Genomic DNA, 21279 nt, shown 5'->3' on the forward strand with positions numbered 1-21279 from the left:
ATTCTTCCTTCTTAAAATGCCTTGACATTGCTTTCCTTTCTTTAATATTTTTGGGGCGGACACCCCTAGGGGTGTTGGTTAATCCTATTAATAAAACAAAAAGATTAACAGAATTAATTGTTAATCTTTTTGTCCTACTTTAATAACTACATAAATTTTTTATGAATTTATGTTTATTTCTCACTTAAAAATATTTTAATCGGAGATATCAATGAAAAAGAAATTATTTTCTATTTTAGTTCCCGCTTCTTCGCCTGTTATCTTTGTTGCTGCATGTGCAAATACAAATAATAATGATGATTTCCCGAAGCAAAAATTTTATTTTTTAGATTCAGATGATTTTATGAATCTAATGAATAAACTACAAAATGATTATCAAGCAAATAAAGAATTAATAACAAATAGAAATTTTATCGATAGTTTGTCAAAAAATGTTATTTATTTTAATGAACTAAAATCGCAAAAAGATGATGAGAAGTTAAGAGATAGTAATGATGTTAAAGATAAGTATCAAGAAATTATCAAATTCCTTAATTCTTCTTCTTTTGATTATAAAAACATAAATAATTATTTTAGTAATTTGCTTCATGATTTAGACAATTTAATTAAGAAAATTAATAAAGATAATGCTCAATCAGAATTAAGAAATCAAATTACTAAAATTTTTAATCAAAATAATAATGATTCTTTTAATAATATCAAACAACAAATTTTTGAATCAATGCCTAAAAATATTAACCTTTTTTCAAATAATGAATTTCAAAATAAACTCAATGAAAATTTAAAAACTTTTAATTCTAATTATAAGAATTTACAAAATTTAAGTAAATATAGTTTTAATAACGAAGTACAAATAAGTCAATCTGATTTTAATATTAATAATTTTATAAATTCTAAAAGTATGGATTTTAATTCTCTTAATCAAAAATTCAGTGAACTAAATCAAATTCTAAGTGATGAATTAACACAAAAACAGAAGATATTAGACGATAAATTAAAAAATTATCACAACGAAATTAAATCAATGAATATTGATTATAAATTTGATGCAAATTTAATCAATTATTTAAAAACTAAATCTAATTCTTTATTTGTCAATGCCCAAGATGAACAATTTTTATCAACTGTTAATTATATTAATCAGCAGATCAAAGAAATAGAAGAATTTAGAAAACAAAATTCCATTATTTTTAGTGATGTAATAAAAGTAGTTGTTAATAAATATCTTCATTTAAAGAATACTAATTTTGATTCATTAGCTACATTAAATGAACTAAAAGATGAAGTCAAAAAAGTTAACAAATTAATTACATCCTTTATTATCTTAAATAACTATCGTTCAAAAGATATTATTAGATATGCTGAAGCATTAAGTCAAAAAATAAATTCAAGTAAATTTCTAACAACAAAACAAAAAGATGTTTTATTAGATCAATCGAAAAACCTTGCTAATACCTTACAAGTTCAATATTTAACAAATGAAATAAAAGCACAAGAAAGTAATTTTGCTCAACTAAAGAAAGATTTTATTCAGCAAATAAATGCAAATAATCAATTTAGTACATCAATAAAAACCTATTTTAAAACTCGAGCATATAGCAAAGACAGTTTGCAAGAATTTAATGAATTCAAAGATTATCCATTGCAATTTATATTGCTCTTAGAAAATCTTAAAAATGAAATACAAAAAACAAATGATGCTGTCGCTGCAAAACATATAGATACTAAAAAAATATTAGATTTCTTTTTATCTGATTCTGCGATATTATTTAGCAAAATTTATAACAGCGAATTAAATACCTTAGAAGACTTTGATATTGAAAACATCGATACAAATGTTTTGAGATTAAATGATTTTTATTACACGTTGAAAAGGTTTAATGAAAAAAATATAGATATAAATAAAACATATGATAATTTATCTTCATTATTATTAGAACAAATAGCAAAACATAACACTGTTTCGCTTGCTAAGGACCCAAATGGATATGATGTTAATCAATATTTACATTCAGGTTCAATAAACTTAAATAACTATCGTGTCTTCTTAAACGAAGGCGATGATGATGTTTTTGATTTTGATGTAAGTAATTTAGAATTAAAAGAAAACAATCCGAATATCCTTGTAGTTACATTAAATGTATTTTTAAAAAGCAATCGTTTTATTAAAGCAGAAATTAAAAAAGAAATACCTTTTTCTAATGATATTAAACCTTTTATAAACAAAATTATATTAAACAATCTCGATCAATTTTACAGTGTCGATTATGAATCATTATCAAAATTATCCTTGGATGAATTTATCAAACTTACTGATAAAAAGGTGTTTTTTAAACCCAGAATCAATGGGATCGAAAACTTCTTTAACTTTGATATAGAAAGTTATCAAAAATATCAAGACAAGCATCTATACTTTAAATTTAATGTACTTTTTAATAAACAAATCATTAAGACTGCTATTATCCCAACATTGAATACTGTTGATTTTCTTGAAAATAATGCACCCACATCTCAACAAGATGCTAAGGATTTAGCAGAAATTCAAAAGATATTAAAAGGAAGCAAAGAATATTTTTATAGCATCTTGAAATTTAAACCTAATACATATTATACACATGCACAATATTTAGCTTCAGATGCAATAAAAGCTTTTGATGATGTTTATGATTTACCAAAATTTGGTAAATATAAGATTTTTATCAAGGATGTAATCAATGTAGATAATTATAATGCAACTGCTGATTTAATTTTATGATATAAAATTAATGGTAAAGAAGCGCCAATTAAGTTTTTAGGTGATTTATATGCAAATCCGATTCATATGATTAACTTTAAACTACAAGACTTTTTTGATATAAAACCCAAAAATGGTGACAATTTTACAGAAAGTGATTTTGATGGATATAAAGCAATTGATGCAAATGATGCCAGAATCTTCGATAACTTAAATGAAGCCAACATTCAGCAAGTAAGAGTCAATGGACAAGTATGAGGTAATGGTAATGTAAGTAATTATTTTAGTATCATCAATGCAAGAGATTTTATACAACAAAGACACTTTTTTACAGCTAGTTATTTCTTTAAAATTGAATCAGGAAGTGCTTCAAATAAAACAGATAATAAGGATTTATCGACATATATTCCATTTGGAACAGGTAATTATGACAAAGATGTAGTTATATATCCGATTAACAATAATGATATCAACCGTATTAGAAATAGATATTTTACTTATTATTATGACTTTAAATTAGTTGGAAAAAGAGGTTTAAGTTTTAGAATCGGTTTTATTGATAAGCAACATCAAGATCGCAGATATTCACCAAATCAAACTTTTACCTTAATAAACTTTGTCAATGATTATCAACAACTGCATTATCCACAAATAATGCTTAATAACCTTACTTATGATGATATATCGGTTGATAATAATAAACTTGTAAAACACACTATTTCATACTATCAATCACACCTAGATGATTTAAATCAAATTATCAAGATTAAAAGTAATAACGGAATTTTAACCTATCGCAACTTTGATTTACCAGCCTCAGAAATAAGAATCGATGAAATTCAAGCAATTGATGCAACATCTGCTTATATTCGCTTCGGTGTTAATACTTTCGATGGAAGCAATGCTTCTGGTCATGTAAAATCATTAAGTTGATTTAAAATAAACGGTTTTCAAACAGAAAATCCAAGAAGTCCACATCAAAATCCTGTTTATTCAAATAATGATGCAAATTCATTAAGAACAATTTATAATGCACCTAATAATGTTCATCGCGAAAGGGTTCTTGAACTTTATTGAAAAGATGCATTGTGAAGTATAAATAAAGATACAAATACAATTTTTTGAACACTACAACACAAAATTCTTGATCCGATGTTTACACAAAACACATCGAATCGGAAATTAATTCTTAGTTTCAACGGTGGAGCAATAATACAAAATGGATATAATATTAGTATTACAGAAAATCCTGCTTTTGATGTTGAATTTGATTATGATGAAATTAAAGAAAAGCAAATTGTAAATGTTGCTGTAGATGTAACTAAAAATAAAAAGAAATTTACATTTATGGTGCAAGCAAGTTGAAATAATAATAATATCGATTTTGCCTTATGAACCAAGAATCCAGCAAATAAAATTATAATTGATCCCAGAAATGCAACATCATCGGTAACAAAAGAGCTATCTGGATACAAGTTTTTATTTGCTAACGGTGCTGCTACTTTAAAAGTCAAATATGATTCAACACAACAAACTGAAGATTTTCATTGAAATACCAATGCATTTGATTATTCTAAAATAATGGCTAATACTTTTAATCAACCTTATTTATTCTATAACAAACCTGAATATCTTTTTGATCATAATATCTATAATCCAAACCAAAATGTTAGCTTTAAATTTCATGATGGGTATAAAATGCAACTTGAATCAATTCGATTAAAAGAATATGGAAAATACAGTGAATTAGTTCGTGCAATTATCGGTAGATCAATTGCTTATAGTCCTGGAGGAGCAATTGCAACTGCATCGATGCTTGGTAAGGTTAATAATGATCCAAATGATGGAAGATTTTATGTAATCACTAACCATCATGCCCAATCAAGCGGGATTTGAGATTTTTCGCTAATATCAGGTAAAAACTTATTCTTTAGAACTAGTGATATCACAATATCTGCTCCATTTTTACAAGAAGTTACATATGCAACACGTGGTCGCTATGGGTGAACCGATTATACAAGTGCAGATGGTAATGAGGCAACCACCATATGAATCGGGATTCAACAATATAACAATAACGGTGATCCACTATTAAACACTAATCGTACCCCTGAACGACTCGATGCTACTATTATAATTGTAGATATTAATAAACAAATTGCAAAAGCAAGAAACGAAGGTAAATTTGATTTAGCCTTATATTTAGAAAACTGATTTAAATTAAATAATGCAAAAATTGATTACACCTGAAAATATAACAATATGAATTCACCTGTAACAAAAGATGTTGCATCAATTAGTTATCCAAGAGCAAATCAAACAGCTATATTAGATCACCGTCCGGCTCGATACTATGTTGATTCAACACTAGGGATGGATGTTGGATACCAACAAAATTATGCTCCATTTTACTCAGGTGCTGGAGCATCCGGAACTGGTAGATATATCGGTGATGATTCATTTGCTTCCTTATGAAATTCTGGTGTTGGTTTTCTCTACTCGGTAAGTTGAAACTATGATGCATTAAATTACAACTATTTTGGAGTTAACTGAAACGGTGAACACCCATTTGAACTTAAAAACAAACACTCATTTGCTTCTCAAATTATTCGTGCAAATGCAGTGAATCCAAACAAATATGCTTTGCCTTGGTTTATGAAGCAAATAAAGGAGAAATAATGAAAATTCGTAAATTTAAAAAACTATTTCCATTTCTAGGACTTTCTTCTTTATTTTTTGTTTCTGCTTCGTATACACAAAATCATACATCGCATGTTAGTTATAACATTGATCCAGAAGTTAAAGAAATTAATTATTTATACAAAAATTATGTTTTAAACAACCAAATCAACTTGGTTGTTGAAGATGGTATTTCTAATGGTGCTATTGATTTATTGCAAAATTCTTTTAAAGCCAAGAATTATCAAGTTTCCTTAAGCAAACAAATTGAAGTTGGCAAAACTAATATTCTTATCGGAAATTCAGGTAATTCTGATAAATTAGTAGATAATATGATTGCAAATGATATTGATTTTAACAATGATATTCAATTTAAAAATGATGCGTATTTATTAACAAGTAGAGATAATATCATAACTGCTTTTGGTTTTAAACAAGGATCAGAATTTTATGCAGCCGCAACATTTACTCAAATCTTTAACCAACTACAAAACCGCACCATTGAAAGTTTTATCATTAAAGATTATTCAGATTACAAGGATCGCGGAATCATTGAAGCCGCAGAAAATAACAACTGAAGCAATAATGAACGCTTTAAATACCTTGATTATGCTCAAAAACACAAACTTAATATGTATTTTTATGGTAATTATTACGATCAATACCTTAATTCTGATTGAAAACAATTATATGATGATAAACAACTTAATGAATTTTTAATTCCTTTTGTTAATAAGAGTTTAAAATCTAACATACAACCTGTTTTTATTTTCAATATATTTAAAAACAATAAGATGACTAGTGAATCATTAAGTAGTGATTTTGAGAACTTCAAAGCAAAAATACAGCAACTAATTGCTAATAAAATCACTAAATTCGGATTTATTATTAATAACAGCAGCGAGATAAATTTAAACATATACCAAGAGTTCTTTAGTAGATTTAACAATTGATATCAAGGCTTACAGATAGATAATAAAGATATTTATATCTTACTTGATAACCTTAATATCATCGATAACTTTGCTAATAATGTTGCAAATTCTGCAGCTGATGTAACAAACTTTTTTGCAAATATTCCGAATGATTTTAAGATTATAACGACCACAAAAGATTCATATGATAAAGATTTTATTGATAATCTTGCTAATTTAATAAATAACAAAAATATTATTTTATGAAACAATTCTCTTAATTCAACATCTGCTCAAAATAATTTTGATCTAAGTGGATTTACAGGTAATATTGATAAATATAAAAATATTAAAGGGATTTTGTTAAATCCATCATTATTTTTTGAAAATGCACAAATTCCTTTATATATGTTAAGCAACTACTTGTGAAATGCTAATAATGCTGATTTTAAACAACTTTATAACACTGCTCTTGATGATATCATCGGTAATAAATTAGAAAACAAAGAACTTATCAAATTATTTAAAGATTTTGTTACTAATATCTTTATAAAGGATTGAAGCAATAATACAGATATAGAAAGTAAACTAACAAATTTACAAAGTTTATTATCTTCTCAAAAATACAATATTGAAGATGTTTTAGATATCCAAAATTATTTTAATTCATTAAATGACAATTTAAAAAAATTAGCAAATTACTATTTTCAAAATTCTTTTATCACAACTTTTTCTCCTTGAATTAATGCATTTATCGACTTAAATAATGCTCTTATAAATGCTTTAAATGCATTAATTAATCTTAAAACTAATTCAGATAACCAGTTTGCTAATAACTTGTTTTTAGCACGTAAAAACCTTATTAAAGCAAATACTAAACATCAAATTAATGTAAATCAAACAACAATTAATCCTCAGATTAGTCCGAAAATTTTACAACCTTTTATAAATTATCTTTTATCTACCTTAGATGATATCCAAAATCAAAAACTTCATTTTCATCAAACAACTATAAATGATGTACAACAAACATTTATAACTAGTCGAACTGATATACCAAATACTGGTGCTGGAAATATTTTTGATCCACAAAACAAAGATCAAATGTTATTTACTAACCCTAATAGAATTAATAAAAATGACTATTTTGGTGTTGAGTTCTCTAAACCATTAACTTTAAATTCTATTTATATACAAATGAAAGATGGTCGCGATCATTTCTTTTATTCTAAATTACAATATCGATCAATTAATGGTATCTGAACAGATGTTAATAATCAAATTTATCAAAGATTTCATGATAACATCGAACCTATTCAGTTAAATAACTTAAATATCAAAAATGTTAGTGCTGTAAGACTTGTAGCAACCCAAAATAACCCTGAAGAGGCTTGATTAGGTATAACAAACTTATTAATTAACCAAGAACAACTTGATACAAATAAAAACAATTACAATGATTATACCGAAGATACAGCCGATGAATCAAGCGATTTATGAAAACGTGAAGGAAGCATCGATTCAATTAAGGATGATGATTTTAATACAAACTGAGCATTTTCGGCACATAGTAATACATCAGCATTCTTACAAAATCAATCTGTTGCATTTATGCTTCCAGAAAAAAGATTAATAACCAGAATCGATTTAATCCAAGGACAACCTAACGGTAGAGATCGTCTAAGTAACTTTAAAATAGAATATTATGATGATGCATCGCATTCATGAAAACTTTTTAGTTCAAAAAATGATTATGGTAATTCATTTAACATCCAAGCTCATGGATATGCAATAACTAACAAATTTAGATTTGTAAATAACACTACTGTTAATAATTCTTGATGAAGAATTACTAGATTAAGGGTAGGTTATGATAACCCAAATCAAAAACAAGTTTTAACACCAGGATTCGAAGGAACTAGAATTTTAGGCCGAGAAAATGTTAGAAGTTCAAATCAAAACAATTCTATTGGTTTTATTACTGATAAAACTGAATTTACTTCAGCTGTTTTAGCAAATGATACAAATAACGGTTATATAAATGCAAATCAAGGTTTTAAAGTAGATTTTAAATATCCAAGTAAAGTTGCTTCAATAAGTATCTTACAAAATCCTAATAATAAACTTTCAAATGTTAAAGTTCAAGGGATTTTAAATGGAGAAACTGTTAATATTTTAGATAATGTATCTTTAAATGATGATTTGACAAAAATAAATTTACCTATAAATACAGGTATTTTGACCGGAATCAAAGTTTTATCAACTCAAAATACACAGAGTTATTGAGAAATAAAATCTTTTGATGTCGAATTTAATGGTGATAATACCAATAAGTATTTATATACATCATTAAAAAATTCTAATAATATTACAACTTCTGAATATAATGGAACATTTAGATTATTTTCTTTAGATACTCAAAGTCAAAATCATAATTATCAACTTAATAAGGGCGATTATATTGGAATTGACTTAAAGAAAAATTATCAAATAGCAAATATCGACTTATATTGATCTGAAAACAAGAATATCAGTTTGCTTACATCGGTTAACGGTATTGATTGAACTGAATATAACCCAAATACTGCTGCTAGATACATAATTTTATTTAACAATAGCGATAAAATTGCAACTGCAGCATTTAATCATATGGTTATTTACACACAAAACCAAGAACCTTTTGGCAGATTAATTGACACTAACATTAGCAATAATTCAACCGATACTTTCAAAACTAATGCTGCCTTTGATTCTGATTTTAATTCTGTTGTTAAAATTAGCAAAAACTTACGCAGACGCGACTTTTTAACCTATGATTTAGGTTCAAATATTAATTTACATTCAATAAAAATCTTTTCAGATTTGAATAATATCAACTGATTAAGAAATGCAGATATCCAAGTGTCAAACGATAATATAAATTGAACTACAATCTATTCAACACCAACTTATGATACTAAATTTACCTTTAATAAGTTATCTGATACAGATTATGGGTTCTATGATGCTAAATATCCAAATTATCGTTATTGAGGTGTAGATAAATTAAATATAAATGCCCGTTATATCAAAATCTTTATTAATGATAACTATCCAGAAAATCACGGATTAAACTTTAACGAAATAGTTATTAATGATGGTAAAAATATTTTAAATAATAAAATCGAGGGTTTTTCTGGAACAAATATAGATTCACAAAAAGATTATGGTGTTTTAAATCTACTTGACCAAAATTTAGATACTTTTTATAAACCTATTTCTGAAAATGGCAGCTTAACATACGATTTTAGTTATGATACATACACAAACAAAAATCTTGAAATTTTTGCTTTAACCCCTGCAAATGCACAAGTATCAGCAACCATTTATGATGAGCAAAATAAAACTAAAAATACCGTTATTTTAGGCAATTTACTTGCTTATAGCACCGGATTTATTTTACCTACTAATGAACATCATAAAATAATTTCAATCAAGATAAGTTGAAGCAATTTAATACCACAAATTTCTCAAATTGTCTTTGTCGATAAACCCGATACACCAATCAATGTTGATAAATCCAAGTTAGAAAAATTACTTGCAGCAAAAGATGTTAATTATCCAAAATGAACTAATGTAGATATGCAAGCATATGATGAAATATTTGCTAAAGCACAATTGGCAAATGCTTCGGAATACCTAAATCAAGATACTATTAATTATATGATTTTGAAACTTAATAATATTATTTCAAATGCTCATACAAAAGTGGATTTAAGCCAATTATCAACATTAATTTCTAATAAAGTTGATAATAGCCAGCATCAATATACAAACTTATCATATGAGCAATATTTAACTATCTATAACAAAATTTTGGATATTATTAATAGCAAAACTGATATATCAATAAATGCAGCAAATGATTTGATCAATCTTTATAATCAAGCAAAAGATAATTTAAAAAACTCCATTTATAATCAAGAAAATGTTCGTTTAGATTTAAGGGAATTTAAAAATTTAAATACCAATATTTATACAAAAGAAAGTTTAAATGAACTTAAGGATGTTGTTGATAATATTAATCAACAATTAAGTTTAAATACAAGTGAACAAGAGTATAAAGAGTTAAATAATACATTTATCGATAAATATCAACAACTTAAATATAACCAAAATGGTAAAAGTATTCAAACATATCAAAACAGCATTAAAAATAAATTTATTGATATTTTAAAGAATCAGTGACCAAATTGAATGCAGTTATCAAAAGATTTAAATAATGAATTTATAGTTAAAGATGCAATAATAACTGATCCAAATACATCACAAACTGCAAGAGATATTAATATTAATTATCTAAATAACTTGTTTAACAAATTTACACTAGATAAAAGTAATCAAATTCATTCATTGCAGCAAAAGTTATTTATCAATCCGAACTATAAATATATTTTTTCAAATGATGTAATAAAGCAAATGGATGCTTTATCAAAAGATACTGATAATAAAATTAAAAATAATACCTTAAAATATGATGATATCGAAAAGATACTAAAACAATTAGATGCTTATAAAAGCAAAATAGACAAAGATGGTATAAATAAATTAGTGGAAGAAATTACTTTTTCAGATGAGAAAAAACTTTATCATGACATTGTAAAAACTAAAAATTCATCAGAACAATTACTCGGGATAATAGATGCTATTAAAATGTCAATAAATACAGACAATAAAATGATGAATAATTTAGATACTCTAATCAATAAAGTAAATGATTCAAATAAAAAATCAGAATTTTTAAACAAAAAAGCTAATATACATACTGAATTACAATGAAATAACCTTTTAAATGATGTAAATAGCCAAATTATCAAAGAAAAACCTAATAATTTCTTGGATATTGGTTTACCAATCATTCTTGCTCTAATAATTACACCAACTATTTTATTTACCTACTACTTTGGTTATAGATATTTTTCAAAGAAAAATAATTCAAAATCTAGAAAATCAACATCCTAGGATGTTGATTTTGTGTAATTATCTTATGCATTAGCAAAGGCTTTGATAAATGTAGTTGATTACCTTGTCTATATTGCTTGTATCAAAGAAATTAATTGCAAATTCTTTTAAATTTTCAGCATTTTTAAGAATACTCTTGATTATATTTTTTTGTTCTAACTCAGTTCCGACATTTTTCTTTAAGCAACTGTGACAACAGGACATAATTTCACCAGATTATCTATGTTATCTAGCATCTGATTATTTGAAAGTGAAATATTATGATGAATTTCAAAATAATTTCTGCCTGTTTTCTTATGCATAAAAGTTCTATGTTCAAGTGGATATCGATTGATGCACCCATAACAAACATCAGGAGTATTCAACAAAATGTAAGATACTAATTGTTTGTTACGGTTTACTTTTATATCTAATGATTCGGTTTTAAATAATTCATTTCTTAGTTTTTTAACATCATATGATGATAAATCTTTATCTAAAACCAGAGAAATAAAGAAATCAATTACAGAATTTAATTTATTAGGTTTATTCTGATATGACAACTGACATTCAATGAAATTTAATTCATCTATTTTTATAGCTTTACCAAACGAATAATTACTTAAAATGATTTTAAATTTATAGTTATTTATAATTCCGATCTGATTTATATATCACTTTAAATTAATTCTTAATTGTGTGTTTCGTCGGTTAATATTTTCAACAAACTGTTTTTGTAGTTGTCTAAAATTGATATTCAAAACTGATATTGGAATATTAAATACATCAGTTAATAATTTGATCTTATTGAGCTAAAATTTACTGTTATAAAATAAATCAATACTTAAAAAATTCAGCGATGTATCTATGCTACCTCTACTTTCAAAAAATCCTCTAATAAATCATTTTTTAGGTCCTGTTATACTTTCGCTTTCATTAAAATCTGATGTTTGAAAAATCTTAGAATATAAACGATTAAAAAGATTATTTTCAGTTAAATTTAAATCGTTTTGTATTAACAAAATAGCTTTTTCTTTTCCATTGAAAGCAAAATTAGTATATTTATAGTTTTGTGTATATTCATGATAATCAATTCAGTTGTATCTAGTATCTAGGTTTTTAATGAATTGTAGATATTGATTAGAATACATTAAAAATTCTTGCTTTGACGAATTAATTTTCTTAGATTCTTGATATGAACTAACAACGGCAAAGTATTTATTATCTTTTGAAACTAAAATTCTACTTATTAACTCCCCGTATAAAAAAGAATGAATATTTTGATCCAATAACTTACTAACTTTTATCATCGAATAATCTCTTTTCTGCTATCTTATAATATTTTTCATCAATTTCTACACCAATAAATTTTCGATTATTTTTTATCGCGGCAACTCCTGTGCTCCCACTCCCCATAAATGGATCTAAAATAACATCATCTATATTTGTATGAATATTTATAATTTGCTGCATCAATGCTAAACTTTTTTGAGTCGGGTGTTTACTTCTTTCATTCCCTGATACAATTGGGAAAGAAAACAAGGATCGTAAATACACTTTATCATCAGGTTTATTAAAAACCCATTTTGCACCTTTTTTGACGGCTCAGATGGCAAATTCCATATCTTGCACATAGCGACGTTTGATGTTTCTGGGCATCGGGTTATTCTTTTGTCAAATTAAAACATCTTTAGTTATAAATCCTACCTCTCCTAATTCTTTTATGATGAAACTTATATATTTATACGAACAAAAAATAATAAAACTTCCATTTTTGTCAATTAATTTCGAATAAGGTTTAATTCAAGAAAACAAATCAAAATTAATATCTCATAATCCAAAATATACACCTTGTCGTGGGTTATTTAAGGTATTAAAATTATGCTTTGCTGAAATATTATAAGGTGGATCACAGATAATGTGATTAACTTTAATATTCTCTTTTTTAAACTGATTTATTATCTCATATGCATCAGCATGATGGATTCTAATTTTTTCTTGCATTAATCTCTTCCATTTCTAAATCAATATGATCCGCTATTGCTTTAGCTAGCATTGGAGGAACTGCATTACCTATTTGTCTGCAGATACTTGTTTTAGGACCATAAAAAATAAAAGTATCTGGAAAACTTTGGATTCTGGCTGCTTCTCTTGGAGTAATAGCGCGATTTAATACCGGATGTGAATTTCTTCCATTTGATGGAGTATCAAAACGGGTATCAATTGTAGAGGATACATCATCTCATTTTAATCTTGCTCATGTAGTGTTGAATTGTTGTTTACCTCATAGGTGTTTAGGTAAAAAACTTTTATCCCCTTGCTCTGGTATCATAGCAAGTTTTTCTAAAGCGATTTTTGAGTGTTTGGTTGCAATATGATTATACAACTTATCTCCTCTTAGATTTTTTTGGTAACTACTTAGTGGTTTATATAGATACTCACTTTGAAAACTGCCTTCACCAGAACACAGATAATTTAAATCAGAAATAGCATCATAAACACTTATGTGTTTATCAATATTAGATTTGGGGAGCAAAATCTCTTTATCTTTGCATCCAATAATAATTGCACGTTCACGATTTTGTGGAATCCCAAAATTCTTTGCATTTAAAACTCCATAAGAAACATAATAACCTAAATCAGTAAACATTTGATAAATTTGCTTAATAAAATATCCTTTCTGTGCATTCAGTAGATTCTTAACATTTTCAATGATAAAAATCTCAGGACTTATATTTTTTACAATATCAAAATATTCTAAAAATAAGAAATTTCTTGGATCATCAAATCCTAAATTTTTTCCTTTGAGACTATATCCTTGACATGGAGGACCACCAATAATCATATTAATATTAACATCTTTTGATTTTTTAATTATCTGTTTTTTTATATCTATATTAGTTATATTACCACAAATAACTTCTGAATCAGGAAAATTATTTTTAAAAGTATTAGTAGCATTTTGATCAAAATCTACTGCTATTAATGTTTTAAAATTAGGATTTTGTTCAAATCCCAATGAAAAACCACCTGCTCCACAAAATAAATCTAAGATTCTATACTTCATTTTTTCCTTTATTTTTTAATTATATCTTATTTTAAACATTGATTCTTATAAATAAGATAAATTACATAAAATTTATCATTTTTTATGATAAATATTTTGCTACTAAATATAGATATTTTTTCGAAATTGGTATAATTACACCGTATATATATATATATATAAGTTGAATGATTTTACTTATATATAGTTTCAATATATTTATATACCTTTAATATTTATTCGAGGTAATATGAATTTAAAAAAGAAAGTTAAAACTTTACTTGCTGCTGCCGGTAGTGTCGGTTTGATAGCAAGTATCTCAGTTGGTGTGTCAGCTGGTTCACCAGCAACATCAAATAATACTACATATGAAATTTACCCTGGAGTACAAAGCATTACATATCAAAATTCAGATTTTTTAATCTCTAATGATGTAAATATCGTTTTTGAAGACGGTATTGATAATGCAACCATAAATCGCTTCAAGGAAGTTTTAAAACTCAAAAATCTTACTTATAGTCAAACTCGCAGAGTTATCCCTGGTAAGACAAATATTTTAGTAGGAATCAGAAATGATTCTGATAACTTGGTTGATAACCAAGTTAAATCACTTGGAATCACCTTTGATACTGTATTAGATTCAAAAATTGAATCATATCAATTAGATACAAAATCAGTAAAAGATAGCAACTATACCACTAATTACATTACATTAGTTGCTAAAAATACCGAGGCTGCCTTTGATGGTGCTACAACTTTGTGACATATCTTTAAACAACTTGATGGAAGCAAAATCAGAGACTTTGAAATCAAGGATTGAGCTGATGTAGCAACCCGTGGAGTTATCCAAGGATACTATGGCGATGGATGATCATTAGATGCTTCTAAAGATTATATGAAGTGAGGAAGTTACTATAAACTTAATGCATACTTTTATGCACCCAAAGATGATTTAAAAACAAATACTCAATGATCTACATTAAACACAGAAGATGAATTAACTAAAATTAAGGATTTAGCTTCTACATCTGCTGCAACAAAGGTAAGTTTTATTTATACATTAAATCCTTTTGTAGGAACTGATGCATTTACCAAAGCAAACTATGCAGAGAAATTTGAAAAACTTAAAGCTAAATTTAAACAAGTTATCGATGCTGGTGTACGTCAAGTTGGATTAGTTGCCGATGGACCTAATAAACCGTTTGAAAGCACCCAAAGTACTAATAGTACTCCTAATCCTGCTCCTGCTGCACAAGCAACAGATAATGGTTCTGAAGGTGATTCAAGTTCAGGACAAGCTACATCTGGTGCTGTAGCAACACCAGAAAACAACGATAGTCAAACACAGCAAAAAAAATTACTATCAGATTTAGTTGCTTGATTGAAATTAGAAAAACAAGTTTATCCGGATTTAAAAGTTACTCTTCCATATTTAGTTAATGAATATTCTGGTACTGGTGAAGAATATTTTAAAGACTTTCCATCAGAAGTTCAAGTAATTATGGGTGGTGGTAGCGAAAGAACTGTAGATGATACATTTACTAACTCTTATGTTAATCATACCAATTCTTCTGAATCATCTAAGTCATATACACTTAACAGTCCAATTCTTTGAGTTAATTGACCGTATACAGAAACTACACAATCTAAATTAATATTAGGTGGTTATAAAGCATTTTTAAAACCAAATCCAGATACTACTAAATTTACAGGATTATTTTTAAATGCATCTCCATATGAACAAGCATCAAAAATTGCGATGTTTGGTGGAGCAAACTATGGATGAAAGAAATGAAAAACTGATGATGAAATTAATAAGGTATTATCAGCAGCATTTAAACATTCAATTAATAACTCAGAGCAAGATTCACCAGTTTCTTTAGCATATAAAGAAGTAGCTAAACACCTTGTTAACAAAGGACAAGTTTTTAGTCCAGAACCAGATTTAGATGAATCAGCAAATATCCAACAACCTATAAATACATTAGTTCAAAAACTAAATAATGATACTGTGACAGCAACAGATGTAAATCCGCTGATTCAACCTTTTCAAACTATTTTAGATTCTTTAAACACTTTATTAACATCAAAAGATATCCCGCAACTTTTAGTTGAAATCAAACCATGATTACAATCTTTCCAACAACTTACTAAAGGAGTTTCTTCATTATTACAAGCCGTTATTGAATTTAAAAATAATAATAAGGATGAATTTGTACAACTAGTGCAAGCAGCAAAAGATGTAATTTATGATGCTCGTAATCATTACAAAGTAGTGTTATCTGGACAATTAATCCAAGTAGAACCTGCTGTTCAATACATCCAACCACTTGCTGATGTATTAATGAACTGAGCAGACAGTAAAATTGATGGATATACTTTACAACCAACTACACATACCACTACATTTATAACTAATATGCAATATCCATCAGGTTCTACAAACCTACAAGATGCTTTCAAACCGTTTAATACTAACCAAATTATTTATCAAGATTCATTTGATGGAACACAATCTACTCTTAAAAACGGAGATTACATCGGTGCTAAATTCAGTGAACCAACCACATTATGAGGGGTTCATCTAAGATTCTGAGCAAATAATCAAGATTATTTTCTAACTTCAATATTACAATATCAATTAGCAGGTTCTAGTCAATGAAATAATATAACATCATATACTTCACCTAATAATCAAAATACTAATATTTCTTATACCGATACTGATGTATATGGAAAAGATTTTACCTTTACTCCAATTGATAATGTAATTGCAGTGAAATTAGTTAATCATGAAACAGGTAATGGACGAAAAAAATGGATGCGTTTATTAGAATTTCGTCCAAACCCACAAAACCCACAAAAATATAATAATGTAACTTATAATTCAAATAATACCACCTTAATTAATAAAAATTCTAATACTACTTATTTAGCAGATGGAAATAAAAATACTGAATCACAATTTTCAAATCCACAAACTAATACTGGTTCAAATGATGATAAAATTTCTGAAGGTAAAACCTTAGGTTTTTCTTTAAATGAACAACAAGTTGTTACTGAAATCCAACTACAACAAGGATGAACTACTAAGACCGATGTCGTATCATCAATCACTGTTGAGTATAAAGATCCATCTGATTCTTATACTTCTACTCAATGAAAACAATTTGGTTCAACTACATTAAATACTAATAATAATAACTCTAATATCCTAGCAATCAGTGGTTATGCAAATGCACAAGATTTTAGATTTAAAGTAAATTCAACTACAAATCATTGATGAAGAATTAATGATATCGCTGTTTATGGACCAAATTATAAAGCTAAACCACAATTATCAATTTCTTCAACCTTAACACCAGATCGTTCAAGTGGTTTTAATAATGCACTTGATTCAAATCCAAATACTGTAGCAATTATCGATCATGATGCTAGTAATAAAAACATCCAAGCAAATGATTATTTTGATATCGAATTCACCCGTCCGGTGCAACTATCTACATTGAATATCAAACAAGACCCAAGTGGTTTAGTTCCAAATCTTATTATTCTTCCTAAGATAAATAATCAAACACCAGATACTAAAAAAGTAGAATTAACATCAGTATCTGAAGACCAACAAGTATCAATCCCATCTGCTTGAGGGCTTGTTACCGGTGTGCGTATTAAGGCAAATAAATCAATTAATGCTCCTTGAAGAATCCGTGATATTAGTTATACTGAAATAGAACAACCTACTGATAAATATCTTGGTTCACATCCGGCATCTAATACTAACTTCTTAACCAAAAGAAATGGTGATACCTTTGAATTATTTAATAAAACAACACCACAAACCGCAACTGCTGTTAATTTAAATAAAGATGAAAGTGTGGGATTAGATCTAGGAAATGTTTATACTGTTGATACTATTAATAAAGACATCGGAACATCGCAAGATTCAGCCTTAAAAACACAATACTCAACCGATGGATACATCTGAACTGATATGACATCCGATACTTTAGCATCGCCAACCCAAATGCGTTATGTCCGTATCAAGAATACCAAAACTGATGAATCAAGTAGTGTTATATCAATGCAATTTAAAGATTTAAAAGCACATATTGTGGAATATAAACCATATGGAAGTTTTGTTTCAGGAACCTTAAATGCTGATTTTGGAACCTTAAAAAATGCTTTTGATGGAGATTATAATAGCAAAGTTATTTTTGCTAAACCACCTGTTAAAGATGATAATCTAATCTTTGATTTAGGTCGCGAAGTAACTTTAAAATCATTAAAACTTTTTGCTGATAAATACACCAAAGACTATCCGAGAGATTTGGTTGTTAGTGTTGCTACTACTAATTCTTCTTCTTCTTCATGAACCGATGTGTTAACCATCGGTGATTCTACTGCTGATACCGATTCAAATTCAAGATTAGGTGAAACTACTAATGCAACAGATGATCCAAACCATCCAGATGTAAAATATTGAGCATCATCTAATATAACTCCAAATACTAAAGCTAGATACATTAAATTTACTATTAAAGCAAATTATCCAGCAGATCGTAAATTAACCTTTAATCAAATTTTAGTCAATGATGGTGAATATGTAGCAGCTGATAATGATCCAAGATTTACCGGAACATCATATTCAGAAACTTCACAAAATACCACACCTGATAAGATGTTAGATGCTGATATCCATAGTTATTATGAACCTAAATCAGATAATGGAAATATTAAATGATATGTTGAAAAAGATTATTTCAACCGTCGTGATCTAAGAATAGTAAGTGAAGGTGTTCCTTCAAATGCTGAAGTATATGCAAATATCATTGATACTTCTAGCACATCTGCTGATACGACACAAACTAAATTAGGAACTTTATTTAATAATGTAGTTGAATTTAAAGTACCAAGAGAAAGTAATAAAGCAATCACATCAATTGAAATTAAATGAACTACTAATAAACCTAAGATAGCTGAAATAGTCGGATTCTTCAAAAATCAAACTACCGATACATCTAAAACTGATTTAGATACCATTAAAACCAATCCAGCTGAATATGATAGTTGAACCGATGCAACTAAAGCAAGTTATGATAAAGTTAAAGCATTAGCTACAACTGCTGCTGCAACTGATGAATTATTAACCCAACAAACTGTTAATGAAATTAAAGCAATGGCAGATAGTATTAAAAATTCAGCTGTCACAAAAGCAACTAATACATCTGATTTGGAAACCAAAATAAAAGAGCCTGTAACAAATACTGATAATATCTTATATACTCCAGATTCATTTGCTCAATATGATGTAGCATTATTAAATATCCAAAATGCTCTTAAAAATAAAGGTAATATTTCTACTGCTGATGTAACTAATCTTTCAAGTGCATACGATACTGCTAAAAATGCATTAGTAAAATCTGATCTTCCATATCAACAAGCATTGCTTAATGTTAATAATTTTGGAACCTTAAATAAAATTAACTATACTAATGAATCTTATCAAGCTTTAAAAGCAATTGTAGATCAAATTAATACTAAGTTAGCAACTGATGGTCTTGATCCACTTGGATACCGCGATTTAAATAACCAATATAAAACTAAATTCACAGAACTAGTTGCTTCGAATCGTTCTAAGATGCTAAAAGCATACAATGATTATTTAGAAAATAACACCTATGCATTTACCGATCGCTACCAACATCGCTTTAGTTCACTTGCTTCAGCATTAAATGACTTAGTTGATTCGCAACATTATACTATTGCAAATCCTAATGTAACAGCAGATCAAGTAAATAATGCTTTAACTAATCTAAAAGCATTAACTCAAAAATCAATTGCAGAACGTAATCGTTTAATCTACTACTATGAACAACTAACTCAAAAGCAAATTGAAAATACTAATAATCTTTATACACCCGATTCATATGATAACTATCTAAGAGTCTTTAATCAAATTAAAAACTCTCAACAAGATATCAACCGTATTAGTGAACAAGATATTAAAGATGCACAAGCGCGAATGGAATTAGCACAAGAAAGTTTGGTAATTTCAGAAAATCAATTAGATGCTGCTAAAACCCTTGCTAATTCATTGCTTGCTAATTTAGATGATAAAGCTGATTTTGCAAGCAAAATATCATCTGCAACCAAAGACGATATTAGCAATATTATCAAACAAATCCGTAGTAATTTAGCTAAACAACTAGCAGATAAGCGAGCAAAAGCTTACGCAGATGCTTCTGAAGCCGTAGCTAAAATTAAAGATATTAATACACGTAATAATCTAATTAAGCAACTAGAAACTGCTAAGGAAGTTTCAGAGTTTAATACTGTTACAGCCAATGCAAATAATGCTTATGATCTTGAAGTTCAAAACCAAAAAGCATTCGATGCTGCTAAGGCAGAAGTAGTTGATTTAAATAAACAAGTAACTGACACAAAAAAACAAGAAGCCTTTAATTTCAAAATTAATTCAATCACTGATATTAATGATTTTAAAGCAGTTAAAGATGCAATTAATAAACAATTAGCCCAAGAAAAACAAGATCGTGATGCACAAGCTGAAAAAGAGCAAAAGGAACTTGATGCTCTTGATAAACAAGTGCAAGATATGCTTGCAAAACTTCCTACAAATAATGCACAAGCTCAAGATTTGAAAACTAAATATCAAAATCTTACCAAAACCTTACAATCACTTAGCGACTTTAAAGCAGAACTTACAAAGTTTGAAAATGATCTAAAAACAAAAAATGAGCAAGAACAAGCGCAAAAAGACAAAGCAAAACAAGAAGAAAATAAAAAACCTACCGGTAAATCAAGTAATAGTGGTGCTATTATAGGTGCTGTTGTTGCTTCATTAGTTGTTTTAAGTATTGTTGGAATCTTTGTATGGTGATTTATGAAAAAGCGTAAGAAATAATCTC

Annotated in this window: 7 protein-coding genes; 3 read left to right on the top strand and 4 right to left on the bottom strand. The window is 27.4% G+C overall.

Annotated features, from left to right (window positions below):
* Nucleotides 1-211 precede the first annotated feature (211 nt).
* On the top strand, nucleotides 212-5413 hold the full coding sequence (locus ACXYRR_RS01200; RefSeq protein ID WP_458597392.1) for an MGA_1079 family surface serine endopeptidase: 5202 nt from the start codon (nucleotides 212-214) through the stop codon (nucleotides 5411-5413).
* On the top strand, nucleotides 5413-11328 hold the full coding sequence (locus tag ACXYRR_RS01205) for a beta-N-acetylglucosaminidase domain-containing protein (RefSeq protein WP_458597393.1): 5916 nt from the start codon (nucleotides 5413-5415) through the stop codon (nucleotides 11326-11328). Before ACXYRR_RS01200 ends, ACXYRR_RS01205 begins: the two co-directional genes overlap by 1 nt.
* Before the next feature lie 179 nt (nucleotides 11329-11507).
* Here ACXYRR_RS01205 and ACXYRR_RS01210 read toward each other — a convergent pair whose 3' ends face one another.
* Genes ACXYRR_RS01210 through ACXYRR_RS01225 form a run of 4 tightly spaced genes read right to left on the bottom strand, consistent with a single transcriptional unit; the run spans nucleotide 11508 to nucleotide 14374 of the window.
* Nucleotides 11508-12068, bottom strand: coding sequence for a hypothetical protein (locus ACXYRR_RS01210; RefSeq protein ID WP_458597394.1), 561 nt, complete (start codon nucleotides 12066-12068; stop codon nucleotides 11508-11510).
* A gap of 51 nt (nucleotides 12069-12119) precedes the next feature.
* Nucleotides 12120-12617 (bottom strand): hypothetical protein, encoded by a 498-nt coding sequence (locus ACXYRR_RS01215; protein ID WP_458597395.1) that lies wholly within the window; start codon nucleotides 12615-12617, stop codon nucleotides 12120-12122.
* A complete protein-coding gene (locus ACXYRR_RS01220) occupies nucleotides 12604-13311 on the bottom strand; it encodes a DNA-methyltransferase (protein WP_458597396.1) in 708 nt (235 codons plus the stop codon). The genes ACXYRR_RS01215 and ACXYRR_RS01220 overlap by 14 nt, the downstream gene beginning before the upstream one ends.
* Nucleotides 13295-14374, bottom strand: coding sequence for a DNA cytosine methyltransferase (locus ACXYRR_RS01225; protein WP_458597397.1), 1080 nt, complete (start codon nucleotides 14372-14374; stop codon nucleotides 13295-13297). Before ACXYRR_RS01225 ends, ACXYRR_RS01220 begins: the two co-directional genes overlap by 17 nt.
* Before the next feature lie 229 nt (nucleotides 14375-14603).
* Between ACXYRR_RS01225 and ACXYRR_RS01230 the strand changes: the two genes are divergently transcribed.
* The gene (locus ACXYRR_RS01230) at nucleotides 14604-21275 is read left to right on the top strand and encodes a beta-N-acetylglucosaminidase domain-containing protein (RefSeq protein ID WP_458597398.1); all 6672 of its coding nucleotides are present in this window, start codon (nucleotides 14604-14606) and stop codon (nucleotides 21273-21275) included.
* Nucleotides 21276-21279: the final 4 nt, after the last annotated feature.

Source organism: Mycoplasma sp. 246B, from assembly GCF_054353935.1.